Source organism: Mycobacterium sp. DL (assembly GCF_039729195.1).
In the GTDB taxonomy this organism is placed as follows: Bacteria; Actinomycetota; Actinomycetes; order Mycobacteriales; family Mycobacteriaceae; genus Mycobacterium; species Mycobacterium hippocampi_A.
Window position 1 is genome coordinate 980328 of the sequence record NZ_CP155796.1, and the last position, 24293, is coordinate 1004620.

Here is a 24293-nt window from a genome sequence, read left to right on the forward strand (position 1 = left end):
GATCTTGGTATGCGCGCAGTAGGGCTGTTCTCAGGTATCGGCGGATTCGAGCTCGGGCTTGCCAAGGCCGGAATCGTCACTGACCTCTCGTGCGAAAATTGGGACCCCGCGGTGCGGATCTTGCAGCGTCGATTTCAGTCCGAGTTGGTAGGCGACATCCGCGAGCTCCGTTCGCTGCCTAATTGCGACGTCCTCACAGCAGGATTTCCCTGCACGGATCTGAGCCAGGTTGGGCGAACGGCGGGAATCGACGGCTCGGAGTCAGGTTTGATCCGAGAAGTCTTCAGACTCATCGCGGGCAACCCGCCGAAGTGGGTGGTACTCGAGAATGTGCCGAACATGCTCAGCTTGCACGGCGGTGCTCCCATTCGCCACATCACTGAGTGGTTCGAACGTCGTAAGTGGAACTGGGCGTACCGAACCGTCGATTCGCAGTACTTCGGCGTCAGACAGCGACGTCGCCGTACGTTCCTCGTCGCCTCCCGGAGTCACGACCCACGGACCGTGCTCTTCGCCGACGATCGCTCCCCTCGCCCCGACGTCCGAAGCCACCGTGCTCATGGTTTCTCTTGGACAGAAGGCAATCGCGGCATCGGCTGGGGCGACGGCGTGACTCCGACGCTCAAAGGTGGGTCGAAGCTGTGCATCGCATCGCCGCCCGGCGTCTGGCTGCTCGATCACGAGGCGGGGACGGCGATCGTGCGGCCAACTGTCGTCGCCGGCGAACGTCTACAGGGCTTCGCATCTGATTGGACAGCCGGTGCGGGGCCCGAAGGCGTGCGCTGGAAATTGGTCGGAAACGCCGTCACAGTGCCTGTTGCGAAGTGGATCGGGAGCCGCTTGTTGGAGCCGGGAACCCCGGTCGACGTCCCGCGACGTGGGCTCGCCGAGGTGCAGCGGTGGCCTTCGGCTGCTGCCGGAGTGGGGGACGAGCGCGAGGCATGGAGCTTGAGTGAGCGGCCATTGTCAATCCAGTCCAGGCTCTCCCTGTCGACGACTCTTGCCCAATACGGTGATCAGCCCCTGAGCCTCGGTGCTACGAAGGGCTTCGTCGCCCGACTCAAGGCGAGCAGTTTGAAGAGCCGTCCCGGCTTCATCCAGGCACTAGACGAACACATCTGTGTCCTCGAAAAGTCCTGAGCCGCTAAATGAGTCGACGCGTGTCCGAATGCAACGTCAGCGCCGAAGAGACACTTCGCTTGAGCTACAGGTCCGTCGGGCCCTGCATGAGCTCGGCTACCGTTATCGGGTCGATTTTCGACCCGAGCCGATCCTGCGTTGTCGCGGAGACATCGTGTTCACCCGACGAAAGATCGTCGTGTTCATCGACGGGTGTTTTTGGCACGGCTGTCCTGAACATGCGACTTCGCCGGTCAACAATGCTGAGTGGTGGCGTATGAAGTTGGCGGCGAACGTCGAACGCGATCGACGTAACACTCGAGCGCTGGAGGAAATCGGCTGGACTGTCCTGCGCGTTTGGGAACACGAAGCCCTAGACGAGGCCGTCGCCCGGATCACTGCGACACTCCGCCTGTGAGGACCGGTCTCGTCGCGAAGATCAGGCGGACCGAGCGCCGATATGGTGTTCTATGCGTGGAAGGGACTTGCTGTGGAAATCGATGAAGAGCGGCGATTCCGGGACGCAGCCATGGCGTGGCTGGCTGCACGAGCCGAAAAGGGCCATCGGCGGATTCCGTACGGCGAATTGGCGGACTTCGAGTTCGAGGGTCTGCGCGTACCCCTGATGGACCGCCAGCGAGGAATCCGTAAACCAGCAGGTTTTCACGCTGCCCTGTCGATACGGACGACCTATACGCCGCCGGGCCAAGCGAAACCATACGATGACCGTGTGTCCAACGACGGCTTGCTCCTATACAAGTATCGAGGGGATGATCCTAAACACCACGAGAACCGAGCAATCCGTGCGGCTTTCGATCTCGAGCTGCCGTTGATCTGGTTCGTCGGTGTCGCCAAGGGGATCTACGAAGCTCGGTATCCCGTTTGGGTCCGTGATGATCAGCCGCAGAAGCTGGAGTTCGCTCTGCAGTTGCCGAGCTAGAATCGCCTCGATGCTTCATAATCGGGGGCGATTCTGGTGAAGCGCCCGCTGGCGAGAGGCGAGTCCCTCGCACATTCAACATGACAGCCGACCTGGTTACTCGCTGAGAGTTGGCGAGGACAGCGATGCTGGCCGATCGACGATCGTCAACGCTCTAGTTGCTTGGGCTCGCCGTCGGTGATTTCCGCCGGCGACAGACCGTTCTGGATCATGAAACGAAGCAGAAGATTGATTGCCGTTTGTGCACCAGACAGTTGAGTCAGTCTCTGCGACTTGGGATCATTGAAAGGCCGCAATCTGTTCAGAGCCGCGGAGATCTGGCTCTCGAAGTCTGTGAGTTGGTACCAAAGAATCGGGTCGTGCGGGAGACCGAGCTTCTTGCGTGCGTGCTCTGTGGCGACCCGCATCATCAGGCTTTCCAGATTGGGGCCCGTCGCCTGGCCGCCCGGTACTGAGACAGCCGCGGCCGTCGCCGCCGCAGCACCAGTGCCTGCAAGGCCGCCGAGCATCGCCAGTCCGCCCATCATCCCGCCGGGACCGAAGGCAGCGAGGCTGCTCGTTACGGCCGCAGCTCCGAACACGCCTGCGGGAGCAGCCACAGCTAGGCCCACGGGTCCGGCGGCGAGGAGAGCCACCCCTGCCGCCGCTGTGAGTACACGACCCCACGGCACTCCGCCCTTAGGGGAGACGCATCGCTGAACGTCATCGATGGCCGCGGCGACTGCTTTACCGATGCGACGGGTGAACCCGAGTTCCACTGCAATGTGTTCTAGCGCGAGTGGGATGGCGGCACCCGCGTCGATCTCGTACGGCGTCACCGGATTCGTGAGAGCGAGCACCACCAGCTCTGCGACTGCTTCGTGGATTTCCCAGCGGTGCGGCAACGGCGGTAACGATCCATTGGAGAGTTGCACCATCTCGGGGGCGAGGAGTTGTGCCGCAGCTTCCTGCTGTAGCAACTGCGCCGCGACGTCGTCGCGCAAGATACGCAGTGCGGCACGGTAGCGAGACCCCAGAGCTTCGTCTTTGATGTTGTTGGCCACGGCTTCGGCAAAGTGCTGCATTAGCAGCAGGGACGCCTCGCCGTCTCCCATCCGTACAGCGATGTCGGCAGACACCCTTGCCACCTCTTTCGTGGGATAGAGGATGGCGGCGACCAACGCCGATACAGAGCTTTCCCCTAGGTATGTTGCGGCGTCGTGGCCGCTGATCGTGGTGAGTAGGAAGTCCTGGGCTCCCGGGAATGTACTGGCTAGACCGCGCCCTCCCGTCACGATGTCCCGAACGTTGAGGAAGTTCGACCAATCGTCGACCCGCGAGTACGGGAACTTCTTCAAGAGCCGTTCACTGCCCTCGTGAAGTGCGCGGATGTTCGCCGGGCTCCCGATGGTGATGAACCGGCGGACGTGAAGGTTCTCTGGCAGATGATCGAGAAGATCAATAGCAATGACTGAGCCGAGGCTATGGGCGATGAGGATGATGTCACCGTAGGAGGGCAGATGGTCGATGATGTGGTTCATGACGTCGGCTCGGACCTTGTCGTCTCGGACGTACCGACGGACCTGATCGAGGTCCATGACCGGTACATGACCGAACACGAGCTCGGGCACGAGGTCCCACACGGGTCCGGGGATGAGATTGAACCCGAAGGTTCGGACACCGTGCTGAATGCGAAGCAAACGCTGTACGCGCGCCTGCCTGCGTTCGAATTCCTGACGCGAGGAGGGCTCGTCTTTCGGCTTGTAGGTTACGGGCGGGAGTTTGCCTGATCGTCCTTCAGTCTTGAGGTACGAGGAGTAGCGAGGCGCAATCACCTGCTCACGGTCGACGGGGTCGTGGCCGGCTTGAGCGAGGCCTCGGTTCAGTCCGTCGAGCCACAGGTAGTTGGGGTCGCCGTCACCGATCCCGTGCAGAAATACGATCTTCATTGATTGTCCCTTCCGCTTGGTGGCTTGCGTCCTCCACGCAAGCTGACCAAGCACACTTCCGAGCGTATGCCCCGGCTTGACAAGGTTGATTTGCTCAAAGCAAGCACTTTCGTACGAATCTAACCGTCGCGCAGTTGCTCTGGTGACAGAACATCGGCCTGTGCTTGCTTAGCGGACGATGCCAACGAGAGTCAAGCAAGCGCTGGAGGGGATCTGCTCGCAGTCGATACATAGACCCCAGACTTGGTAGGCGTCGAGCTGAAGGCCGAAGAAACCGATCAGGGCCCGTAGCCTATGCCTCCAAGTAAATGAAGGCGTTGAAAGCTCTCGCAGAAAAGGTTGGGCGCCCCGGTGCTCACCTGGTCATCATCACCGGGCAACCCGACGATGAGCTTGCCGATCTTGTTCAGCTCCAGGCGGAGAAACTGGTGTGAAGACAGATTGGTTCCTCTATCGGGTTGGATTCGATTTGAACAAGCACTGAGGAAGGTCTCGGTCTGTCAACGGCAACCGAAAACTGATCAGTTGTCGTCACTTGCCGCGCAGTGGTCAGTATTCAGGTGCCGCCGACAAGTCGCAGTACACCACTCGCCTACATAGGGTGAGTGAGCATCGAAGTGAACGATGCGCCGACACCGACTGGCGTGATCGGGGAGTCACGGGATCTCTGATGGAGTTCCGTTTGGTTGTCCAATCCTCCGCTCGTCCAGGACAAAGTTGAGGGCGTCCCGCAGCACTCTGGCTTCATCTGTCGACATCAGCATTGTCTTGTGCCAGTGAGGAAAAAAGACACCCCAACCTATGGGCGTTCCGTCTTGCAACTCCCATTTGGATACGCAGATGCCATAGGTGCGGTAGACAATCTTGCGTTCATCCATCGCTAGCAGATCGTCTGTCGCTGGCAGGTCGCTCATGTTCAGCGGACCGTCGGCCGCTGGCAGTTTCACTTTCGCTACTTGCGTGGCAGCGATGCCGACCTCGATCTCGTAGCCGGCGGAAGGGGCGACGCTGACGTGCAGGCCGAGTTCGGTGATCCTGCCGTCGAGCGGATTCCAGGCGCGGTCCGGATATGTACGGCCGAGAAGCGGGTCTAACGCATCGATTGTCTCTTTCCAGAGGTTGAGCCAGTTTCTGCCTGGACCGACGACGAAGGAGAGTTCGAGCTTGACGGGTCCGGGGGGCAGTTGTGCTGCGCCTACGACTGCGGCATGAATCTGCTGTTTATAACCAGGGGCGGAGGTAGCGCGAGCTATCAACACTGCCGTCGATGGTGGGAATACTTCTTGAGCAGGTTCGATCCGCGCGAAGGATTGCATACTGTGGCGTTTAGTGCACCATACCGACACGAGGTTGCGATCCTTCAGGCGATCCGCAAGGGGCTGGGCGTAGTTGTCGAGGTCCGCCATGTTGAGCAAGTCCCGACCGACCGGCAGTCCGACGTCGAGGCGAAGCGCCCACGGGCCATCGACTCTGGATTCTGCGAGGAGCGCTTCGGTGTCATCCAGATACTCCCGAAGTTGAACTTGATCTGGATGGTCTGCTTTGTCCCACGACGCGAGCCGAGGCGCGACCCTGAGTACGTGGGCGGCGTTTTCGGGACGGGCATACCAGCGCATGGCGATAAGGTAACGCGCGGAACAGAAAAATTGTCGTTGGTAAGCAAAGCGCGACCGTAGCGGCCGCCCTTAGTGTCAGCCGTGCCACTATTTTCTTTACTCTCTCCGCAGCAAAATGAAACGATGACCTCCGCGATGCAGAACACGCCCGAGACTCCGCTGACGACGCGCTGCCATACACGTGACGAAGTCATCAGTCGCCCCTGCCCCATCCCGAAATCGCCTGGCGTCTACGGATGGTGGTTCCGCAGCATTCCTGGACCCATTGACACCTCCCGTTGTGTGAAGCGGGACGGATTGACGCTGCTCTATACCGGCATTAGTCCGAGCCGACCGCCGACCAACGGGAAGCCTCCGAGCAGGCAAAGTCTTTGGCATCGGATTCGGTACCACTACACCGGCAATGCAGAAGGTTCGACCCTTCGAAAGACTCTCGGCATACTCTTAGAGGACGACCTCGCCATACAACTACGTCGTGTCGGCTCAGGCACCCGCCGAACGTTCGGCGCCGTTGGCGAAAAGAAGTTGTCCCGATGGATGGCTGACAACGCGTTGGTCTCCTGGGTGGTCCATCCAGAACCATGGCTTTTGGAAGATCAGCTCATCGCAACCCTGGACGTCCCGCTCAACCTGCAAGGCAACGGCCATAACCCGTTTTATCCGGTCTTGAAGCAGCTGAGAGCGCGGGCCGAACGGACAGCCAGAGAACTCCCCATCGCCGGTATCGATCCCGTCGTGTGACGACTGCGGCATGTCGCGATTCGCGTCTGCGTCATCCATGTCGGATTCCTGCGATACGGTCGACCGCATGGACACGTCCACTTTTGAGGGCGACCGCAATCTCCTCTTGCTCGCAGTCGATGAGTCGCTCGGAGTTCCACGGCACAATGAATTGGCCCCCGAGCCTCGCGGCTACCCCGACTCCCTGGCGCTTTGCCTGATCGACTCAGTGCAGTCGTTGAGGAACGGCTATGGAGCGATTGTCGTCCCCGTGCTCAAGAAATACGCCGCATACAGGACACGGGAAGGCGCGGACGCCTATACCGACGGACTTACAGAGTTTCTGGCTGCATTGGACGAAATGGGCGGCGTCGAGCAGTGGACCTCTACAGTCGGCACCCGCCACAAAGCGCCCGGCACCTCGGTACTCAAAGGCGAAGCGATGCAGCGGGCAGCCGAAGCACTGCTCGCAATCAATATCGACAACACCTCAGACCTTGGCGCCTAGTGCAGAACATTCCGGTTGGTCATCGCGCAACTCCTGCGCACGTGTCGGTATCTCACCGCCGCAATGCCTCTCGAAATGCGGAATTGGGCAAGGCATTCGGCAGTGCCGCCGTCACCACTTCGAGTGCCTCATCGGTGTCGACCCCTCGCAGTCTCACCCCATACAACGCCGCTACCGTGGGCGTGCGACTTTGAGCCTCGACGCAGTGCAGCAGCACAGTCCGGCCCGCGCTCCGTAGCCGCTCCACAGTCCGAACCGCCTCCAGCAGTACGAAGTCCAGGTGCGGGTTCTCGTCGGCATCCTCGCGATCGATCAACCGCACCTCAACGTGCGGGATGTCGGTGCGAACGTCGTTGTCGCCGATCCGACACAACGACACCACCGCATCCACACCGTCGGGCAGGTCACGCAGCGCACCGATACCGCCGAGCAGAACCTTCTCGTCGTACGGGTGCGCGGCGAGCGCTCCGGTCCGGTAACCCTGATAGCGGAAGTCGAAGCTGTCCGGCCGCCCACGGCGTCCGATCGCCCCGGCGAGGCCAACCAGGTTCCTGGCGGTCAGATCCGGCCAGCCGTGCAGCAGCTCGCGCCACTCCAGGGGGACCGCAGAGGAGCCATGCGCCGCCCCCAGCAGTCCGCCCGCGATCGCCGCGACCGTATCGGTGTCGAACCCCGCCCTCACCGCCGCGTCGAGCGCCAAGCGCAGATGGTCCGCCCGGAACGTCCCCGCGGCAGGATCATCGGTCGGCTTAGGTGTCGTCGTGATGGCGGACCAAGCCGCTTGCAGCGCGGAAACCACCCAGCCGTTGTTCGGGAAGTCCGCGGGGCGCGCCGCCTCGGCGGCATCCAGACGCGCCGACCACAACGCGCTTCGTTCGGAGTCGATGTGGCCCAGACCAATTCGGACGTCGAGCTCGCCGGTGAGCACCGCGTGGCGGATCGCACTGCACCACAGCACACACGCATCGCCGGCATCGGGATCAAAATGGGTGAGCTCGCTGATGCTGCGCGCCGCCTGGACCATCGCGTCCTCGTCGTCGAGGTAGGCCAACGCAACCGGGGCGGTGCGCATCAGCGACCCGTTGCCTGCGGTGCGGCCGGTGTCCTCGTGCAGCGCCGCGGACGCAGCGCGCGTCCGTGCTGCGGTGATCGCACCGCCGGTGGCCGCCGAGCTGAGCACGGAGCGTGTCTGGATGCCGACGTCCTTGGCGCCGAGCGACCATTCGTGCCAGCGCGCGACGATGGCGTCCTGCGCCGCCTCATCCCGCAGATCCGCACCGGTCGCCGCCACTTCGGCGATCGCCACGGCCATGGCGGTGTCGTCGGTCCACTCGCCGGCCGCCCACGGACCGCCTCCAGTCATCACGACGTCGAGTTCCGGTCCGCGCGGTGGCTGGAACTCGTACGGTGCGCCGAGCGCGTCTCCTGCCGCCGTCGCCAGCAGCACTCCCTCGATGCGGTCATTCCGTGAAGCCATAGCGCCCCCTGAGATAGTTAGCGTGAATCTGAGCTAATACGATTACTGTACACCCCGAACCCGACAGAACCGCCCTGATTGTGCTCTAGTGCGGCAGAGCCAGCGGATACTCCGGACCGATCAGGCAGGCAAAGGCATCCCGCGAAGCGACTCGACTGGGCGGCCATGCCTGCTGCCACACCCGCAGTGGAACATCTGCCTGCGAATCGAATCTGCCTGCCAGTCGACCAAACTCATTCTCTCGCCAGTCACGCAGACGACCATCGCCCTGCGCGAACTCGGCCAGCCGCGCGATCTGCTCCTGCTCCAGTTCAGGTGGCGCGCCGCCGCGGACACCGATCCCGTTCATCAGACTGTGCCGCCCCAGAGCGAAGGGCCGGAATCCCCACACCGTCTGGATCGCGGTGTTGACCGAGCGGCAGTCCTCGCATGCCCGCCATGACCAGCGGCTGCGGCCGCCGGCTGTCGCCCGGAAGCAGATGATGCACAGGTCGTGGTCGCGTGAGACGTCGGCGCCCTCCCACTTCTCGGGGGAGTCTTCGTCCTGGCAGGACTGCCAGCGCACCGGCCGATCCGGACGCGACGGACTTCGTCGCTGCAGCGGACCGCGGATCCCGCCGCACGGGATGTGCACTGACAGTTCGGTAATGCGTTCGCGCAGAGCCGCATCGGCTGCGCTCAGTTCGGGCTGTGTCATCATTCGCCGTTCCTGGCGACGCCACCGTCGGACGTCCACCGCTTGCACGCATCGCGTGCCCGCTCTTCCCCTGGGGCACCGTGCGGTGGTCGCGCGGTTGCCGGGACGACGGGCCAGGTACCCGAACAGTCGTCCGCTCGTGAGCTGTGTCCAGACTAGCCGAGGGCCCTGACAGGCTGCCTGGGTCAGGCGAGTTGCACGAAGTTCTCGGCGCGCACTTCGCTCTCGCCCGACCACCGATACGCGGTCAGTGCCCCGCGTTTCACGGCGCTGAAGTCCAGGCATGCCGCGCGTGCTGTCCAGTCGACCAGATAGCTGGGTTCGCCGCTTCGCCAGTAGTGGCCGAAGAACACTGGCACTGACCCGTCGTAGACGTAGGAGCGTGCGGCGGCATTGACCTCGATATCCGGCAGCGGGGGGTAGGGCGAGCCGTCGGCAGTGGTGAAGTTGCCTTCAATCAGTGCGACGTCGCGCAGTGTCGACGCGCTCTCATTCCACCAACGCACTCTGGCGCGTGGGCGGTCGTGGCCGTCCTTGTCGCGATACGGGGGCTGACCGTGTTCGGTCAGGCTGACTTCGGGACCCTTCAGCAGGATTTCGACGGCCTCGTAGAGCGGGTCGCCCTTTGTGCTCGCTCGGACGAGTTGGTCGACCGAGGAGAAGCGGTCGCCACCGAGCGCGTCCTTCACGATGGTCATCGACTCGGTGTGCCAGCAGGCGTGGATGATTCGAAGGTCTCCAAGGTCCAGCCACAGTGGCAGGGTCATGAACCAGTCGAGATACTTCTGACGTTCGGCGCCGGACACCCGCTCGAGGAACACCCGATGCTGAGAGGTGTTCTTGTCGCTGTGCTTTCGCAGAAATCTGCCACTTCCGACGGGCCACTCGGTGGCGTAGGCGAGTGCATTGAACTCGTGATTGCCCATCACGATCTGGGCGGTTCCGGCGTCGGTCATCGCCTTGGCGACCTCGAGGACACGCAGTTGGTCGTCTCCTCGGTCGATCAAGTCGCCGACGAAGATCACGGTGCGCTCCGGATGCCGGTATGCGCCATTCGGACCATCAGGCCGGTAGCCGAGCTGGGTGAGTAGACCTTCCAGCGGAGTGGCGCACCCGTGAATGTCGCCGATGATGTCGTATCCGTGGTTTGCGTTCAATATTGTCTCCTTCTTTTGATCATCTGTTTCGGTGGCCGTGACCCCGGGGCTGCCGTCTGCAGCGGCCGCACGTCGGTGGAGGGGTGGGGGACCCTTGCGCTTAATTCGCGCATAACTGATCTAATACAGTAAAGGTAGCATATGGTCCCGACATGACCGAGCGAACGTATCGAGACAGCAGCGGAAAGACCCTCGCCGACTATCCGCGGCCGTCGGTCGCCGTCGACACCGCGCTACTCACGCTCGACGGCGACCGTGGCTTGGTGGTTCTCGAGGTGCGTCGCAACAACGGCAGGGGCTGGGGTCTGCCGGGCACGTTTCTGCATGAGGGGGAGACGCTGGCCAAAGCAGTTGACCGCTCGCTTCGTGAGAAGGCCGGTGTGGACGGGTTGCAGCCCCGCCAGTTGCACGTGTTCGACGACCCTGACCGCGACGATCGCGGGTGGGTCCTGTCGGTCGCCCACATCGACGTCATACGGGTCGACCGCCTGGCGTCTCGCCACGTCGATTCCACCCGGCTCGCGCCGGTGGACTCTCCGGGCCAACTGCCCTACGACCACCGCAAGATCATCGAACTCGCGGTCGGGCACCTTCGGTCCCGCTACGACAAGAGCCCCGATCCTGACCGCCTGCTCGACGACGAGTTCACGATGCTGGAACTGCGGCTGGCACACGAGGCGATCGCGGGGCGACCGATACAGCGAGACAAGTTCCGCCGCACCATGGAACCCCAATTGGTCCCTACAGGGGAGATGGCCGCCGGCACCAGGGGGCGACCGGCCGAACTGTTCCGGCGGCGTAGCTGACGTTGAGACTGCTCTGGCGGTGCGCGCTACTCGAACTTCTTCGCCGTCAGCGCAGTGTCAACGCCGCCTCTCACCGCTGTCGCGCGGCTCAGTGTCCGTCAGCGTTCCCCTGTGGCCATGCACGTCGCACCCACATCGCTTCGAGGTTGGTCTTCACGTGCTCGGCACCCGGCGGCAACGCGACCGAGTCGATGGCACTGTGCGTACTTTCTATGCAGGACTCCACAATTGCGGTGGCGCGGCGCACCGACATGCCCCAGGAGGCTCCTTCGGCAGCAAGATCCGCGACGTCGACCCGGTCGATCGTGGTCTTGCCGTTGATGACGTGGCCCGTCCCCTTGTATTTGGGATCGAGGTAGGCCGTTGGTGCTACGTCGTAGATCGGTGCCAAGGTAACCCGCCCACTGCGATCGATCATCAGCGAGTAGTTCTTCGAATGCGCGTCGCCGTTGCCGATCACGATGTTGAACGTGACTGCCTGCAACAGCGTGGCGCGAAACGCGTCGGGATCTGGAGCGCGCGCAGCTGCAAGGCGAGCCACTCGCTTGAGTCGGGAGCCGTACCGGTTGAACTCCGGAGTGCTCTCGTACTTCGCGCGTGGGCTGATAGCGAGCGCCTGGCAGAAGTCCTCCTGATGCTGACGCTCGCCGGATGGGCTGCGGTCGTAGCGGGTGACGATGATCGCCTCGCGCGCATCAAATTTCGCGAGTTGGGATTTCGCAGCGCTCAGGCCGGCGGCCGTCGCCACCCGCAACGCCCAATCCTCGGTCTGGATGAGGTTCGGCAGCGCCCCGATCAGGGCTTCTGGCTTGATGATGTGCGTCGACACCGCCCCCTGCTCTGGCCATCCCCACCCGCCGCCATCGAGTGCGGTCAACAAGACCTTGTCCTGGATACCGGCAAGGGACGCTTGGGGCGTTGCGCCGTCGGGTAGGTGATAGGTCGGAAGGTCGGCGATCAGGCGGGTCACCTCCTCGTCGGTGAGCCGACGGACGCGACCCGGTCCGGGGCGCTGTCCGGCGTCGAGGATCTGCACCGCCCCCGCGCATTCGGCGCCGACTCGGCGCAGGAGTTCCATGCTGTCGGTGACGGGCACTCCTGCCTCGGTGCCGATGTGCTCGCGCAGATTCCCCTCGGGCAGAAGCCCTTCGATGAAGGCTGACACCGGTAGCCCGGAGCTGGGTCGCTTGCCGTCCTCGACAGGGTGACCGGAGATCGGCACGGCGAGCGAGAGGACACGGCTGCCTTCGCCGAACGCATCAAATGCATCCTCGGTGAAGTCCAAGCGGAATCGAAAGCGGCTTGGCTCGCTCAGCCGCGCGATGTGCACACCGTGCAGCCACACCTCGAGCGACCTACTGGGCATCGACGACCGCTACGCGCGTGAATTTCGGGACAACGGCGATCGCGTGACCGCACTCCGACAGCGCCCGCAGTGCGGTGTCGACGTTGACGGCCTCGCCCCGTTCGAGGCGGGAGATGGTCATCCGTGTGACGCCGATGCGGTCGGCGAGTTCGTCCTGGCGCAGTCCCTTCTGATGCCGAAGCATGCGAATGCGGGCGCCGAACTCGGCGGTGTCGTAGACGAGCGACACGTTGTGATCCATTTAGCGATCATAGCTGGCCTCCGAACAATTGATCGCTATTTCGATCAGGAGCGTGGTCGGGTGCGAAACTCGGAATATGCATCATGGCGGCTGGGTCGGCGACACCATTCTCCGACGTCGAGACTGCAGCGGCGGCGGGTGCCACTCGCACTTCGTCGCCGCCAGCGCAGTCTGAACGGCCTGCCCCGCGCACTTCGAGGGGTGTCGGGGCCTCCCACTAGCGTGGCCCGGATGTCCACTGAGATCACAGTCCGGGGTTCGTTCTCCGCCTTCCAGCCGCCCGAGCGGGGGACCGTGCACGCCTCCATCAGCTATCACGGTCCCGAGAAGGACTGGGTCTACGACCAGGTGGCGCGTGACCTCGAGGTCGTGAAGGAATCGATCCTCCGGCTCGAGGACGGCGACGACGGCGCCGTCACCCGGTGGTCAGCGGCACAGTTGCGGACCTGGTCGCATCGGCCCAGAAACGAGGATGGTGACGAGCTCCCGGTCATCCATGATGCGAGCGTCAGCGTCGAGGTGAGGTTCCGCGACTTCACCGCACTGTCGCAGTGGGTGGGAGGGCATGTCACCGGCACCGAAGGATTCGAACTCAGGTACGTGGAGTGGGCGCTCACCACCAAAAGCCGGGACGAACTGGTGACGAGAGTCCGTACCCAAGCCGTTCAGGATGCGGCAGCCCGCGCGCAGCTGTACGCCGACGCCCTCGAGCTCGGAAAGGTCCGTCCCATCGCGATCGCCGACGCGGGGATGCTCGGTGCCGAAGCACATTCTCAGGGTGGCGACGGGATGGGTTTCTTACACGCGGCGCCGGCGTCATCAGGCGGCGGCCCCGACGTCGAGCTCGTACCGAAAGACATCAGCGTGTCGGCGACCGTTGATGCGCGGTTCGTCGCAGCCCCCTCCTAGTCACTTCGTCACGAAGGCGGCAACCACCAGCTCGTGCCGCCGGCCGCCGAGGTCGTGCCCGACGTCGTTCCGGTGCAGGTGAGCCGTCCGCGGGCGTCGCAGTTCCGACTGCGCGGCGAACCTGGATGCCCGCTGTGAGGTCCGTGCCCGTAGGCTGGTGTCTCGACACCGACGGTGGCTGGACTGCGCCGATCTGACGCACCCACCCGAGGACTCCCCTGATGGCGATCGCCGATGTCTCCACGTACACGCACCTGAGCACGCAAGACATCGAAGCGATCGCCGACGAACTCGACACGATTCGCCGTGACGTCGAGGAGTCGCTCGGGACCAAGGACGCGGCATACATCCGTCGCACAATCATCTTCCAGCGAGTGCTTGATGTCGGGGCGCGTCTGGTGATCGCGCGCAGTCGGTCGAGGGCCGGTTGGTGGCTGGGAACCGCCTCGTTGGCGTACGCGAAATCCATCGAGAACATGGAACTCGGCCACAACATCTCGCACGGCCAGTGGGACTGGATGAACGACCCCGAGATCCACTCCACCAGTTGGGAGTGGGACATGGCGGGGCTGTCCGCGCAGTGGCGGTATTCGCACAACTACCGGCATCACATCTTCAGCAACGTGCTCGGCATGGACGAGGACATCGGCTACCGCCTGCTGCGGGTGACCCCCGACCAACCATGGCGCCATCCCCACCTGTGGACACCGCTGCGAAACCTGTTGCTGGCAGCGACCTTCGAATGGGGCATCGCCCTGCACGGTCTGCGCTCGGAGCGGGACCGGGTCGACACACCGGCGGGCAGGGCTGCGGAGGAACGCCGGTTCTTCGGCAAGGTCGCCCGTCAGTTGAGCAAGGATTACGTGTTGCTCCCGGCACTGAGCTTGCGACGGTGGCGTCGAACTCTGGCGGCCAACGTCACTGCGAACCTGCTTCGGAACATGTGGGTGTACGTGAACATCATCTGCGGGCACATCCCCGACGGCGCCGAGACGTTCGACCCGGCGGTGCTCGACGGTGAGACCAAAGGCGAGTGGTATCTGCGGCAGATGCTCGGGGCTGCGAACTTCAAAGCGTCTCCGCTGCTGGCACTTTCAGGCGGTCACCTGTGCTATCAGATCGAACACCACCTGTTTCCGGACCTGCCGAGCAACCGCCTCGCTGAGGTCAGCGTCCGCGTACGGGAATTGTGCGCGAAGTACGACCTGCCGTACAACACCGGATCGTTCGCAAGCCAGTTTTTCCGTTCGCAGCGGACCATCCACACCCTGGCGGTTCCCGACGGTGTTCTGGCCTCCAGTCGCTGACAGGGCGCGTTCAGCAGTCCTGTCCAGGCCGTCAGGGCACTCAACGCAGCCCGGCCGGCACGTCCCTATTTCCGTCGCCACCCGATGAGGCGGTACGCGCTCCGCCGCCCAACTGTCACGGCCATTCGCTGACCCGGGCTGCATTGAACTGTGCGAGGGCCGCGCTGATCGCTCGTCCGTGTTCGGTGGGCTCCCAGTCGTCGTCAAGGTTGTCTGCGAGCTCGTCACTTAGGACGGACATGATCTGCTCTGCCTCCGGCCGGGTCACTATCCCTGCGTGGCGAATGCTCTCGAACAAGCGAGGATTCCGACGAGCGAGAATCTCACTGAGTAATTCGCCCTGGTCCGCGCTGAGAAAATCGAAGTGACTATCCACCTGCTCCACCCCCTGCTGTTCCAGTGCTGTTGTTCGCCCAACCAGTCACTACTTTGCCTTGTTCGTTGACAACAACGGTCGCATCTTCGCCGGTGTATCGGTAGCTCACTCGGCCCTGGCCGTCTACCAGGCGCTCTACGTCGCGCACGGGCTCAGTGAATGCATCCTCCAATGCTTCTCTGCGTACTCCGATCCCGCCATCGCGTCCTGAAATTTGGTCTTCGGCGTGTTTGGTGTAGCCAGTCATCGACCTTGGCGCTGTCTCTGGAATCGAGACATTCGGACGAGTCGGCTTCTCCTCCGGCTTTTGCCTCCGCCCGAGGCTTTTGATGCGCTGCAGCTTCTGGCGCAACCCGACGATGTCCTGCGCCCTCTGGACGCCCTTGCCGATGTTCTTCGAAATCTTCCACGCACTAACAGCTTCGCCGATGATGCGGGCGAACTTCGTGATCGACTGGGCAGCCTTGGCTGTCGCCGCGACGGCACCGGCGCCGAACGAGACGAACGACGCGGCGATTCCGATCGCCGCTGTCGCCGCCAGTTCGACCGCCAGATCCTCCAGGATGCTCCCGAGTTGCGTACGCAGATCGTCGAGCGCGGACCTGTAGTCCCTGCAGGACCGCGCCAGCTCGGCGCAGCCATCCAACACCGACGTCGTCGCGTCGCGGAGTTCTTCGAGGTCTCGCACGATGTACTCGACCTCTGGTGACCGGGTATCCCGGAAGCTGCGGGCGTCTACCTCGAGCGCCTCAGCGATCGTCGTCGTCTGATACACCGTGGCGAGCCGATCCCACGCACCTGCGGCCGTCGCCACTTTGTCCGTGTCACCGTCAGGTACTGGCACACCCACCTGCGCCATCAACCCGACGGTGTCGACCAGCCCACTGCCCGGCCCACCCGCAGAGGGCGGAACCGAGAGGACGCCGGCCGTACTTGGGGGTTCCGGTGGCTTCGTCGGCGCGGAACCCTGACTGCCGGGCGTGGCGTTGTGTTCGGCTACCGCGTGATTGTGACCGGCCTGAATGACCACGCCGCCATAGTTCTCCATCGCCGTGACCAGATCATTGACAGCACCGAGCAATTCGCCCACTCGTTCGTCGTACGACGCCGCCCATGCGGTACCCGAGTCGTCGGTGCCCGCCATCGATCCGGTGGCCCCGAGGGCGGCGACGTTGACGTTGAATGCGTCGTAGAGCTTGCCCGCCTTGTCGAACAACCCTCTGCCCACCGCGTAGTAGGTGGCGACGTCGACGTCTTGGGCAGTCACGTCAGCATGGCCACGTTGAGCTGCCCGGCGTCGCGGTAGTTGAGGTGGGCGTTGTGCGCCGCGGCTCGCAGCTGTGTGAGCGCCTCACGCATCTGTGTGGCACCCGCCATCCACTCGTCATGCCGGGCGCGGTGCGCAGCGGAGCCCTCACCGGACCAGGTGGTGTGGAGGTCGGCGATCTGCGCATCGATGTGACGTGCGAGCGCCTCTGCCCGTTCGTCGAAGGACTGCAGGCGAGCCACGAAGTCCAACAATTCCTCGAGCTCGACTCGGTAGCGCATCAGATCCCCAGATCCATCGGTACGGAGTCGATTCCTACCGCTGATTCAGCGTCCTGCTCGGAGTAGCGGACGGCAGCGAGACCGAGGGTGTGCGACCTCTCGGCGAGTGCATCGACCAACGTGCTCGCGCCTCCGAGCCACTCCGCCCACATAGCCGAATACGCGGATGAAGCTAGACCAGTCCATCCCCGAGACAAGTTGTCCCAGTGGCGTTCCAGTCGCGCCAACTCCTCGCGAAGTTCCTCGGCGTCGTTGCCTACGGCACGTGATGTGTTGTACGCATGGTCAGCATCTACTCTCAGGTGATCCATCGAATTCCCCAGTGGCTGCGCCGTCGTCGGCATCGAGCCTAACGGCCACCGAGGGGGCGATCAGACACCAATTTTCTCGCGGTTCGTTCTGCCGAACACCCCCGCGACCTGAATCCGACCAGCGGGCTCACGCCATGTCGGCGGCCGATACGGATACCTCAGCGGCCCGTCAACTCCTCGAGCGCGAAATCCATCTCGGCTGGTTCGCTCACCCGAACCCTGCCGCCGTCGAGTGCATTGACTCGTCGATAGATTTCGCCGTCGAGGCGGTAGGCGAGGAATCGTTCGTCAGACGGCGCGTCGGGGTCGACGATCCAGTAGTGCTCGATGCCCGCCTTGGCATATTCGTCGAGCTTCATGACGTGATCGGTCCCTCGCGAACCCGGCGAGACGATCTCGACGACGAGCAAGACATCGGCTGCCGCGACCCGGGCGGCGCGCCGCTCGACTACGCGCTCCGGTATGACGACGATGTCGGGGTCGCGGACACTCGGCGGGAACGATGCTCTCGTGATCACCTCGATCTCGGGCAGTGCTTCGAGGCCCTCTGGCAGATGATCGTCGAGGAGGCGAGTGAGCCGCTTTGAAATGCGTTGATGCCATAGCTGCGGCCGCGGCGACATGGTCAGGGTTCCCTCACTGAGTTCCCACCGTCGCGTCGGGTCGAGCTCGAGCGCATCCCATTGCTCGAGGCTGAGCAAACCGGGAGGCAGGTGCGCAAGGTCGGACACCGGACACCTCCTTTCGGATCGAACTCAGGTAAGTGCAGGTTACGCGCAACAGCGATCACTTCGGAGTCTGGTGGACCCCGCCGACAAACGAATGCCCGCGATGGCGTCGGTGATGCGTATCCACGCTCATTCATCACAAGTCTGCGCGTTATCCACAGTTGACGCCGTGCAGCTGCATTCACGCGTCCGTTCGTCGAACCCGCGACCGACACTCGACTGACATCGGCGCGCGATCCGCGTCATCACAGATCGGGGCGACATGGGAAACAGGGCGAACTTCGTCATCGTCAAAGATCAGGATTGGCAGCTGTACTACTCACATTGGGGCGGCTGCCGCATGCTCGACGCGTTGATCGGCGGACCCGGCCTCGCGTTGCGGTACGCGGCCTCGCTTCGGCAATGCGAGAAGGATGCGTGGTGCGACCCGGGGTGGGCCGACGGCGGCGCGGTGGTGGATCTGGACCGTCACCGCGTGCTGTTCTTCGGTGAATCATTGATGGTGGAGATGAACACGCGCCGCGCGCTGATGAGGGTGCTCGCCACGGTCTGGTCGGGCTACGAGATCTGCTGGGCATACGACGGAACTGCTGAGCTGGCAGGCTATGTCGGAGCAGAGCTGCGTCAGTCGCCGTGGGACAGGAAGCCGACGCTGAAGCTTGCCCGGCAACGGAATCAGATGTGCCACCTCGTCTCAGTGATCGACGCCGAGGGGAAGCTGCGATTCTGGCCGTTGTGGTGGCACCTCAGCAAGGGGTGGCACGGACCGGAGCTGTTGAACAGGTTGCCCGGTCGGGGTGTCGGCCGCATCATGCTCGGCAAGATCCCGGAGGGCGGCATCCACATCGATGTGCCCCGAAAGACATTGGGGGCGTGGCAGACAGCCGATACAATGGGATTCTTCGCAGCACTTCCGGAGGTGTGGAACGGTTGGCAGGCGGAGATTTGGGAAGACCGCTTCGAGGAACACGTCGGGCGGTGTGGCGGCGATCTTCGGGTACCTGCACTGGACGTGGTCGCCGGCGTAGACAGCGCCGAGGTGCGGATCGGCGAGCGGGTACACGAGAGCTTCGAGGACAGCCCGGCAGGGCAGGTCGTCAAACTCGCGGAACTCTTTGCGCCCACGGCGCCCGGGTTCGTGGTCAGCGACGACGCGGTGTCCGACGCTGCGGTCCGCCCCACGACGGCCGAGTGGTCGCGCTTCGTCGCCGCGTGCGATCTACTGCGTGCAGAGGCAGCATGAGACGAGCTACCGTGCGTCAGCTATAGAGGTACCAATGCCTGCGAAAGCTCCCTGGCCACAGTGGCTTCCGCCAGTTCGCTACTGACCTAGGCGGGACAGGTCCGCAGTTGCCTACCGTGCCAGGTTGAAGAAAGCGCCGGGCGTGTGCGTCATCCTTTGCGGGCCCTATGGCCGAGATCTACGTGACGGCTGTCGATCGCGGCGACTCGATGCCAGTTCACGACCCTGAGGTCGATGTGGCCACGAGGCGTCGAACGGACTCGCTTCACAGACGCAGCGGCCGACGTCCCCGTCGAGGGCCGCCAATTGCAGCACTTGCTACAGTGCCAGGCGAGGGAGTCGGGAATCTGGTGTGAATCCAGGGCTGACGCGCAACGGTATGGGCCTCCACAGGGCCTGAGTCCGACCGCCGGCTTCCTCACGAAATGTCGAGTGGCTCCGCGAAATGAGCCTGACACCGAAGGAAGTGCGCTGTGCGCTCCGTCGCCACGTTGGTGGTTCTTGTCTTTGTCGTCGTCGGATGCGGACGCGCCGAAGATATTCCGCCGGTCGCGGGCGCGGCAGCCCCTGCTGATCCCGGCCGCACCAGCTATCCGCTGACCCTCACCAACTGCGGCGTAGAGGTGACGTTTGACGGCCCACCGCAGCGCGCCGTGTCGCTGTACCAGGCCTCCACCGAGATCCTGCTGTCGCTGGGCCTGGCTGACCGCATGGTCGGCACCTCCACCTGGTTCGACCCGGTGCTACCGAACCTGGCGGCCGCCAATGACACCGTGCCGCGACTGGCCGACAACGACCCCTCCCTGGAGGTGGTGCTCGACGCCGAACCCGACCTCGTCACCTCGGCCAGCGCGCACACCTTCACCCCCGCCGCCGTCGCCGAGCGAAGCCGGTTCGCCGATCTCGGTATCCCGACCTACCAGTCGCCGTCGGTATGCGTCGGCGCCGAGGTCAACGGTGAAGACGTCACCCGCACCGAACCCCTGCGCACCGACACGCTGTTCCAGGAGATCACCGATCTGGCGCAGATTTTCGACGTCCAGGACCGCGGCGCCGACCTGGTCACCGAACTGCAGCAGCGCCTTGACAAGGTGATCCCCGAGAATGTCGACGGACCGCAGCCGACGGTCGCGTTCTGGTTCTCCGGCGTCAAAACCCCCTACATGGCGGGCTGCTGCTCGGCTCCCGGGATGTACGCCGAGATCGTCGACGCATCAAACGTATTCGCCGATTCGCAACAGGACTGGCCGGAGGTCAGCTGGGAGGCGGTGGCCGACCGCAACCCCGACGTGCTGGTGCTGGCGGACCTGAGCCGCAAGCGCATCGAGGGTGATTCGTTGGACACCAAAAAGGAGTTCCTCGAAACCAATCCGATCACCCGAAACATGGATGCGGTGCAGCAGCAGCGCTATGTGGTGCTCACCGGCTCGGAACTGGACCCGGGGATCCGCGAGATCGACGCAATCGAGAAGCTGGCTGCGGGCCTGGAGGTTCGAGGATGATCCGCTTACTTGTGGCTTTGGCCGCAGTCATGGTTATGGTGGGCTGCAGCACCGAGCCCGCACCCGAAACCACCACGACTGCAGCCGATTACCCACTGACGGTGCAGAACTGCGGCCGCGACACCATCGTCGAGGCTCCGCCGCAGCGGGTGGTGTCACTGAACCAAAGCTCCACCGAGATCCTGCTGTCCCTGGGGTTGGCCGACAGGATGGCCGGCACCGCGACGTGGACCGACCCGGTCCGGGACAACCTGGCGGCCGCCAACGAGGCGGTGCCCCGCCTGGCGGAGAACAAGCCCTCATTCGAGACCGTGCTGGACGTGGATCCCGACCTGGTCACCGCGTCGTTCGTCGGCACGCTCGGACCGGGTGGGGTCGCCGACAACGGCCAGTTCGAACAGCTCGGTGTGCCGACGTATATGGCGCCCAGCGACTGCGAGGGCAAGGTCAGCTCCAGCGAGGACGGCGCCCGCACCGACCCGCTCACAATGGACCTGATCTACAAGGAAATCAACGAACTGGCAGCCATTTTCGACGTATCGGACCGTGGAGATCAGCTCGTCGGCGCGTTGCAACAGCGTCTGGATGCCGTGCAACCGGTGGTCACCGACGTCGACGCGGCGTTCTGGTTCTCCGACACTCGCACCCCGTACATGGCCGGCTGCTGCGGATCGCCGGGAATCATCGCCGCAGAGACCGGGCTGCGCAACGTCTTCGACGACACGCAGGACGAGTGGCCGCAGGTCAGCTGGGAGACCGTCGCCGAACGCGATCCCGACGTGCTGGTGCTGGCCGACCTGAGCCGGCGCACGATCGAGGGCGACGCCCTCGGATCGAAAATCGCTTTCCTGGAATCGAATCCGGTGACCAGCCAGCTCAGCGCCGTCCGCGACAAGCGTTACATCGTCGTCAGCGGCGCCGATCTCAACCCGTCCATCCGCACCGTCGACGGCGTCGAGAAGGTCGCCGACGGGCTGACCGAGTTCGGGCTCTCGGCCCCGCAGTGAGAACCCGACCCTGGCTGCTGCCTGCGCTGTGGGCGGCCAGCCTGGTGCTGCTGATCCTGTCGGCGGCGGTGGCGATCACCATCGGGCCGGCGTCGATCTCGGTGCCCGACGTCTACGCCGTGGTCGTCCACCACCTCGGCGGTCCCGCGTCGGGAGTATCACGACTGCAGGACGGCATCGTCTGGCAGCTGCGGCTTCCACGTGCTCTGCTGGCGGCGCTGTGCGGCGCCGGACTGGCGCTCTGCGGTGCGATCCTGCAGTCGCTGCTGCGCAACCCGCTGGCGGATCCGTTTGTACTCGGGGTGTCCTCGGGAGCGTCGACCGGGGCAGTGCTCGTCGCGGTGCTCGGGGTCGGGGGCGGCGCGCTGACACTGTCCGGCGGCGCATTCGTCGGCGCGGTGGTGTCCTTCGCGCTGGTGCTGACCCTGGCCTACTTCGCCGGCGGCGGCACCGACCGCGTGGTGCTCGCGGGAGTAGCCGGCACGCAACTGTTCTCGGCGCTGACGTCGTTTGTGGTGCTGTCGTCGGCCAACGCCGAGCAGACCCGCGGTGTGCTGTTCTGGCTGCTCGGGTCGCTGTCGGGCGCGTCGTGGACCGATGTGTGGTTGTGTGCAGCGGTGGTGGGTTTCGGCCTGGTGTGCTGCCTGCTGATGGCGTCGACGATGGATGCGTTCGCGTTCGGGCAGGACACCGCGGCGACGCTCGGGGTGTCGGTGCACCGCACCCGTGCGGTGCTGCTGGTGCTCACCGCGCTGATGACGGCGACGGTGGTCGCCGCGGCGGGTGCGATCGGCTTCGTCGGCCTGGTGCTGCCGCACGCCGCGCGGTTCCTCGTCGGGCCCGGCCACACCAGGTTGCTACCGACCGTCGCGCTGCTGGGCGCGATCTTCATGGTGTGGGTCGACGCGCTGGCGCGGACGGTGTTCCAACCGCAGGAACTGCCGACCGGGGTCGTCACCGCACTCATCGGTGTGCCGGCGTTCGCGCTGATCCTGTTCCGCCGTCGAGGTGTCGCAGCATGACGCTTCGCGCGATCGATGTGACCTGGACACGGTCGGGCAAGGTGGTGCTCGACCGCGTGTCCGTGCATCCCGAACCGGGCTGTGTGCTCGGACTGTTGGGGCCCAACGGATCTGGCAAGTCATCGCTGCTACGGCTGCTGGCCGGACTCGATCATCCCGACTTCGGACGGGTGGAGTTGCACGGCTCGTTGCTGGGCAGCGTCCGGCGCAAGGAGGTGGCCCGGGCGGTGGCGATGGTCGGCCAGCATGCCGACACCGAGTTGGACATCCGCGTCGCCGAGGTGGTCCGGCTGGGGCGACTGCCGCACCGGCGGGTGTTCGGCGCCGACCCCGACGCGGACGTCGCGGTGCACGATGCGTTGGCAGCGACAGGACTCTCCGACATGGGGGATCGACTGTGGCACAGCCTCTCCGGCGGAGAGAGGCAACGTGTCCAGATCGCGCGGGCTCTTGCGCAGCGTCCCACCGAACTGCTGCTCGACGAGCCGACCAACCATCTCGACATCGCGCACCAACTCGAGATCCTGGCGCTGGTAGGGCATCTCGACGTAACTGCGATCGTCGCGCTGCACGACCTGAACCTGGCCGCGATGTTCTGCGACCAGTTGGTGGTGCTGGACGCGGGGCGGGTGGTGGCCGCCGGTGCGCCCGCGACGGTTCTCACCGAGCAGCTGATCGCACAGGTCTACGGGGTGCAGAGCCGGGTCGGCTCCGAGCGCGGACGCCCCTTCATCCGTTTCGACGCGCCACGCCGGTGATCCTGCCTGGCGGTCCTAAGCCGTCTGCTTGCTGTTGAACTCCCGTGCGAATGTCTCGGCGAGACCCTGCGCGCGGCGGTGATACTCGGGGCCGTCGAGGGTGCTGTCGCCCAACGCATATCGCGAAGCAAGGCGCGCCAGGGCGTCGGCGCCCTCATTGAGGGGCTCACCTCGGTGGCCCTTCACCCACACCGGTGTGATCCGCGCGCGGTCCTCCTGGATCATCCGCTGCGCCCGAACGAGTCCCGGCGTCTTGCCGCTGGTGCGGAAGGCCGAGTATCCCTCCGGGAGCACATCCTCACCGGCCATCCAGCGCTTCACCATCGCCACCGCGAGCTTGCTGTCACTGAAGACTGTGATGTTACGCCCGCGCAGTTTCTGCACCGCCGCCCCGATCGCGCGCAACTCCGCGACCAACACCACCTTCGGGCCGATCAACTTCGTCGAATGCCGAAATCCCTGCAGGCCGTACTCACCCGTCGACGCGAGCCACCCGTAGCCGGTGAACTTGCCCCGCACCGAGCCGTCCGTCGCAACGCATACCGGCTCTGCCTGCGCCGCAACCTGTCTGGATTCACGCAGCCCCGCAAAGGCTTGCCGTACCAGCTTCTCGTCGGAGAGCCTCGGCCGTTCGATCCAGACCCCGGGCATCAGCAGCGCGATCTCGTCGCGCAGCGCCCACAGCATGCTGCGCGTCGGCACCTGCAGCAGAAACAGAAACCGTTCCGAGTCGGATGCCGCCCGGATGCCGCTGATGACGTCGAGTAAAGCGGTGTCGATGGACTCGGCCCCGACTGTGCCGCTCCAGTGTTGCTCGTCGGCCCCCGCCGCGGAGTACCGGAACATGGTTTCGCCGCGTTGGGTGACGACTACCGCGACCGGGAGCATCGGGCGCGGCCGCGCCGGCACGATGTCGATCCGGCGCGACGGCGCCGTGGGCTTGGATGCCATATCCGTCTCCTCCCCAGGTGGATAGGTGTGATCGCACTCTATGGGGACGGTCTGAC

27 protein-coding genes and 2 riboswitches are annotated in these 24293 nt (G+C 64.3%); of the genes, 14 read left to right on the top strand and 13 right to left on the bottom strand.

Going from position 1 to position 24293, the window contains the following annotated elements; all coding sequences use genetic code 11:
* The first annotated feature begins 9 nt into the window (after positions 1–9).
* From dcm to ABDC78_RS04735, 3 genes are all read left to right on the top strand, one after another.
* Positions 10–1140 carry a DNA (cytosine-5-)-methyltransferase gene (gene dcm / locus ABDC78_RS04725; RefSeq protein WP_178358691.1) on the top strand — a complete coding sequence of 377 codons (1131 nt, stop codon included), beginning with the start codon at positions 10–12 and terminating at the stop codon, positions 1138–1140.
* A 28-nt stretch (positions 1141–1168) separates the two neighbouring features.
* Positions 1169–1537, top strand: coding sequence for a very short patch repair endonuclease (locus ABDC78_RS04730; protein ID WP_178358690.1), 369 nt, complete (start codon positions 1169–1171; stop codon positions 1535–1537).
* Positions 1538–1609: 72 nt separating this feature from the next.
* A complete protein-coding gene (locus ABDC78_RS04735) occupies positions 1610–2059 on the top strand; it encodes a hypothetical protein (RefSeq protein ID WP_178358689.1) in 450 nt (149 codons plus the stop codon).
* Positions 2060–2205: 146 nt separating this feature from the next.
* On the opposite strand, the gene ABDC78_RS04740 is transcribed toward ABDC78_RS04735, so the two are convergent.
* Positions 2206–3987 (bottom strand): hypothetical protein, encoded by a 1782-nt coding sequence (locus ABDC78_RS04740; protein ID WP_178358688.1) that lies wholly within the window; start codon positions 3985–3987, stop codon positions 2206–2208.
* A 308-nt stretch (positions 3988–4295) separates the two neighbouring features.
* Here ABDC78_RS04740 and ABDC78_RS04745 point away from each other — a divergent pair, with 308 nt between their 5' ends.
* On the top strand, positions 4296–4421 hold the full coding sequence (locus ABDC78_RS04745) for a hypothetical protein (protein WP_256736042.1): 126 nt from the start codon (positions 4296–4298) through the stop codon (positions 4419–4421).
* Between the two features lie 222 nt (positions 4422–4643).
* Here the strand turns inward: ABDC78_RS04745 and ABDC78_RS04750 are convergent, their stop codons facing one another.
* The gene (locus ABDC78_RS04750; protein ID WP_178358687.1) at positions 4644–5603 is read right to left on the bottom strand and encodes a hypothetical protein; all 960 of its coding nucleotides are present in this window, start codon (positions 5601–5603) and stop codon (positions 4644–4646) included.
* A 123-nt stretch (positions 5604–5726) separates the two neighbouring features.
* Between ABDC78_RS04750 and ABDC78_RS04755 the strand changes: the two genes are divergently transcribed.
* Both ABDC78_RS04755 and ABDC78_RS04760 read left to right on the top strand, forming a co-directional pair.
* Positions 5727–6344, top strand: coding sequence for a GIY-YIG nuclease family protein (locus tag ABDC78_RS04755; protein ID WP_256736041.1), 618 nt, complete (start codon positions 5727–5729; stop codon positions 6342–6344).
* Between the two features lie 67 nt (positions 6345–6411).
* Positions 6412–6831 carry a hypothetical protein gene (locus tag ABDC78_RS04760; protein WP_178358686.1) on the top strand — a complete coding sequence of 140 codons (420 nt, stop codon included), beginning with the start codon at positions 6412–6414 and terminating at the stop codon, positions 6829–6831.
* A 52-nt stretch (positions 6832–6883) separates the two neighbouring features.
* Here the strand turns inward: ABDC78_RS04760 and ABDC78_RS04765 are convergent, their stop codons facing one another.
* The 3 genes from ABDC78_RS04765 to ABDC78_RS04775 all read right to left on the bottom strand — a co-directional run bounded on the left by ABDC78_RS04765 (position 6884) and on the right by ABDC78_RS04775 (position 10162).
* The gene (locus ABDC78_RS04765) at positions 6884–8308 is read right to left on the bottom strand and encodes an ADP-ribosylglycohydrolase family protein (protein WP_178358685.1); all 1425 of its coding nucleotides are present in this window, start codon (positions 8306–8308) and stop codon (positions 6884–6886) included.
* 85 nt (positions 8309–8393) lie between these two features.
* Positions 8394–9008 (bottom strand): hypothetical protein, encoded by a 615-nt coding sequence (locus ABDC78_RS04770; protein WP_178358684.1) that lies wholly within the window; start codon positions 9006–9008, stop codon positions 8394–8396.
* Positions 9009–9038: 30 nt separating this feature from the next.
* A riboswitch (SAM riboswitch) is annotated at positions 9039–9150 on the bottom strand.
* Positions 9151–9190: 40 nt separating this feature from the next.
* Positions 9191–10162 carry a metallophosphoesterase gene (locus tag ABDC78_RS04775; protein ID WP_218620665.1) on the bottom strand — a complete coding sequence of 324 codons (972 nt, stop codon included), beginning with the start codon at positions 10160–10162 and terminating at the stop codon, positions 9191–9193.
* A gap of 152 nt (positions 10163–10314) precedes the next feature.
* Here ABDC78_RS04775 and ABDC78_RS04780 point away from each other — a divergent pair, with 152 nt between their 5' ends.
* Positions 10315–10968 (top strand): NUDIX domain-containing protein, encoded by a 654-nt coding sequence (locus ABDC78_RS04780; protein ID WP_178358683.1) that lies wholly within the window; start codon positions 10315–10317, stop codon positions 10966–10968.
* An 88-nt stretch (positions 10969–11056) separates the two neighbouring features.
* On the opposite strand, the gene ABDC78_RS04785 is transcribed toward ABDC78_RS04780, so the two are convergent.
* Together ABDC78_RS04785 and ABDC78_RS04790 are read right to left on the bottom strand one after the other, a co-directional pair.
* Entirely contained in the window at positions 11057–12334 is a 1278-nt protein-coding gene (locus ABDC78_RS04785) for a HipA domain-containing protein (protein ID WP_178358682.1), read from the bottom strand.
* Positions 12324–12575: a helix-turn-helix transcriptional regulator gene (locus ABDC78_RS04790; RefSeq protein WP_178358681.1), complete on the bottom strand. Its 252-nt coding sequence runs from the start codon at positions 12573–12575 to the stop codon at positions 12324–12326. The genes ABDC78_RS04785 and ABDC78_RS04790 overlap by 11 nt, the downstream gene beginning before the upstream one ends.
* Before the next feature lie 231 nt (positions 12576–12806).
* On the opposite strand from ABDC78_RS04790, the gene ABDC78_RS04795 reads away from it, so the two are divergent.
* Both ABDC78_RS04795 and ABDC78_RS04800 read left to right on the top strand, forming a co-directional pair.
* Positions 12807–13484 carry an SIMPL domain-containing protein gene (locus ABDC78_RS04795; RefSeq protein ID WP_178358680.1) on the top strand — a complete coding sequence of 226 codons (678 nt, stop codon included), beginning with the start codon at positions 12807–12809 and terminating at the stop codon, positions 13482–13484.
* Between the two features lie 221 nt (positions 13485–13705).
* Positions 13706–14791, top strand: coding sequence for an acyl-CoA desaturase (locus tag ABDC78_RS04800; RefSeq protein WP_178358679.1), 1086 nt, complete (start codon positions 13706–13708; stop codon positions 14789–14791).
* 115 nt (positions 14792–14906) lie between these two features.
* Here ABDC78_RS04800 and ABDC78_RS04805 read toward each other — a convergent pair whose 3' ends face one another.
* The 5 genes from ABDC78_RS04805 to ABDC78_RS04825 form a co-directional block, all read right to left on the bottom strand.
* Entirely contained in the window at positions 14907–15032 is a 126-nt protein-coding gene (locus ABDC78_RS04805) for a hypothetical protein (protein WP_256736039.1), read from the bottom strand.
* 127 nt (positions 15033–15159) lie between these two features.
* Positions 15160–16434: a hypothetical protein gene (locus ABDC78_RS04810; RefSeq protein ID WP_347133329.1), complete on the bottom strand. Its 1275-nt coding sequence runs from the start codon at positions 16432–16434 to the stop codon at positions 15160–15162.
* A complete protein-coding gene (locus ABDC78_RS04815; RefSeq protein WP_178358678.1) occupies positions 16431–16715 on the bottom strand; it encodes a WXG100 family type VII secretion target in 285 nt (94 codons plus the stop codon). The genes ABDC78_RS04810 and ABDC78_RS04815 overlap by 4 nt, the downstream gene beginning before the upstream one ends.
* Entirely contained in the window at positions 16715–17059 is a 345-nt protein-coding gene (locus ABDC78_RS04820; protein ID WP_347133330.1) for a WXG100 family type VII secretion target, read from the bottom strand. The genes ABDC78_RS04815 and ABDC78_RS04820 overlap by 1 nt, the downstream gene beginning before the upstream one ends.
* 125 nt (positions 17060–17184) lie before the next feature.
* Entirely contained in the window at positions 17185–17757 is a 573-nt protein-coding gene (locus ABDC78_RS04825; protein WP_178358676.1) for a Uma2 family endonuclease, read from the bottom strand.
* Between the two features lie 259 nt (positions 17758–18016).
* Here ABDC78_RS04825 and ABDC78_RS04830 point away from each other — a divergent pair, with 259 nt between their 5' ends.
* The 5 genes from ABDC78_RS04830 to ABDC78_RS04850 all read left to right on the top strand — a co-directional run bounded on the left by ABDC78_RS04830 (position 18017) and on the right by ABDC78_RS04850 (position 23286).
* On the top strand, positions 18017–18997 hold the full coding sequence (locus ABDC78_RS04830) for a hypothetical protein (protein WP_256736038.1): 981 nt from the start codon (positions 18017–18019) through the stop codon (positions 18995–18997).
* 292 nt (positions 18998–19289) lie between these two features.
* Positions 19290–19430: riboswitch (cobalamin riboswitch) on the top strand.
* 40 nt (positions 19431–19470) lie between these two features.
* Complete coding sequence (locus ABDC78_RS04835) at positions 19471–20499, top strand: ABC transporter substrate-binding protein (protein WP_178358675.1); 1029 nt, start codon at positions 19471–19473, stop codon at positions 20497–20499.
* Positions 20496–21506: an ABC transporter substrate-binding protein gene (locus ABDC78_RS04840; protein WP_178358674.1), complete on the top strand. Its 1011-nt coding sequence runs from the start codon at positions 20496–20498 to the stop codon at positions 21504–21506. The genes ABDC78_RS04835 and ABDC78_RS04840 overlap by 4 nt, the downstream gene beginning before the upstream one ends.
* Positions 21503–22528: an iron chelate uptake ABC transporter family permease subunit gene (locus ABDC78_RS04845; protein WP_347133331.1), complete on the top strand. Its 1026-nt coding sequence runs from the start codon at positions 21503–21505 to the stop codon at positions 22526–22528. The genes ABDC78_RS04840 and ABDC78_RS04845 overlap by 4 nt, the downstream gene beginning before the upstream one ends.
* Complete coding sequence (locus ABDC78_RS04850; protein ID WP_178358673.1) at positions 22525–23286, top strand: ABC transporter ATP-binding protein; 762 nt, start codon at positions 22525–22527, stop codon at positions 23284–23286. The genes ABDC78_RS04845 and ABDC78_RS04850 overlap by 4 nt, the downstream gene beginning before the upstream one ends.
* A gap of 15 nt (positions 23287–23301) precedes the next feature.
* On the opposite strand, the gene ABDC78_RS04855 is transcribed toward ABDC78_RS04850, so the two are convergent.
* Entirely contained in the window at positions 23302–24237 is a 936-nt protein-coding gene (locus ABDC78_RS04855) for an RNase H family protein (RefSeq protein WP_178358672.1), read from the bottom strand.
* Positions 24238–24293: the final 56 nt, after the last annotated feature.

Excerpts from the sequence above, each read along its gene's own strand:
- dcm (WP_178358691.1), top strand. The coding sequence starts at position 10 with ATGCGCGCAGTAGGGCTGTTCTCAGGTATCGGCGGATTCGAGCTCGGG.
- ABDC78_RS04730 (WP_178358690.1), top strand. The coding sequence starts at position 1,169 with ATGCAACGTCAGCGCCGAAGAGACACTTCGCTTGAGCTACAGGTCCGT.
- ABDC78_RS04740 (WP_178358688.1), bottom strand. The coding sequence starts at position 3,987 with ATGAAGATCGTATTTCTGCACGGGATCGGTGACGGCGACCCCAACTAC.
- ABDC78_RS04745 (WP_256736042.1), top strand. The coding sequence starts at position 4,296 with ATGAAGGCGTTGAAAGCTCTCGCAGAAAAGGTTGGGCGCCCCGGTGCT.
- ABDC78_RS04750 (WP_178358687.1), bottom strand. The coding sequence starts at position 5,603 with ATGCGCTGGTATGCCCGTCCCGAAAACGCCGCCCACGTACTCAGGGTC.
- ABDC78_RS04755 (WP_256736041.1), top strand. The coding sequence starts at position 5,727 with ATGACCTCCGCGATGCAGAACACGCCCGAGACTCCGCTGACGACGCGC.
- ABDC78_RS04760 (WP_178358686.1), top strand. The coding sequence starts at position 6,412 with ATGGACACGTCCACTTTTGAGGGCGACCGCAATCTCCTCTTGCTCGCA.
- ABDC78_RS04765 (WP_178358685.1), bottom strand. The coding sequence starts at position 8,308 with ATGGCTTCACGGAATGACCGCATCGAGGGAGTGCTGCTGGCGACGGCG.
- ABDC78_RS04770 (WP_178358684.1), bottom strand. The coding sequence starts at position 9,008 with ATGATGACACAGCCCGAACTGAGCGCAGCCGATGCGGCTCTGCGCGAA.
- ABDC78_RS04780 (WP_178358683.1), top strand. The coding sequence starts at position 10,315 with ATGACCGAGCGAACGTATCGAGACAGCAGCGGAAAGACCCTCGCCGAC.
- ABDC78_RS04785 (WP_178358682.1), bottom strand. The coding sequence starts at position 12,334 with ATGCCCAGTAGGTCGCTCGAGGTGTGGCTGCACGGTGTGCACATCGCG.
- ABDC78_RS04790 (WP_178358681.1), bottom strand. The coding sequence starts at position 12,575 with ATGGATCACAACGTGTCGCTCGTCTACGACACCGCCGAGTTCGGCGCC.
- ABDC78_RS04795 (WP_178358680.1), top strand. The coding sequence starts at position 12,807 with ATGTCCACTGAGATCACAGTCCGGGGTTCGTTCTCCGCCTTCCAGCCG.
- ABDC78_RS04800 (WP_178358679.1), top strand. The coding sequence starts at position 13,706 with ATGGCGATCGCCGATGTCTCCACGTACACGCACCTGAGCACGCAAGAC.
- ABDC78_RS04805 (WP_256736039.1), bottom strand. The coding sequence starts at position 15,032 with ATGTCCGTCCTAAGTGACGAGCTCGCAGACAACCTTGACGACGACTGG.
- ABDC78_RS04815 (WP_178358678.1), bottom strand. The coding sequence starts at position 16,715 with ATGCGCTACCGAGTCGAGCTCGAGGAATTGTTGGACTTCGTGGCTCGC.
- ABDC78_RS04820 (WP_347133330.1), bottom strand. The coding sequence starts at position 17,059 with ATGCCGACGACGGCGCAGCCACTGGGGAATTCGATGGATCACCTGAGA.
- ABDC78_RS04830 (WP_256736038.1), top strand. The coding sequence starts at position 18,017 with ATGGGAAACAGGGCGAACTTCGTCATCGTCAAAGATCAGGATTGGCAG.
- ABDC78_RS04840 (WP_178358674.1), top strand. The coding sequence starts at position 20,496 with ATGATCCGCTTACTTGTGGCTTTGGCCGCAGTCATGGTTATGGTGGGC.
- ABDC78_RS04850 (WP_178358673.1), top strand. The coding sequence starts at position 22,525 with ATGACGCTTCGCGCGATCGATGTGACCTGGACACGGTCGGGCAAGGTG.
- ABDC78_RS04855 (WP_178358672.1), bottom strand. The coding sequence starts at position 24,237 with ATGGCATCCAAGCCCACGGCGCCGTCGCGCCGGATCGACATCGTGCCG.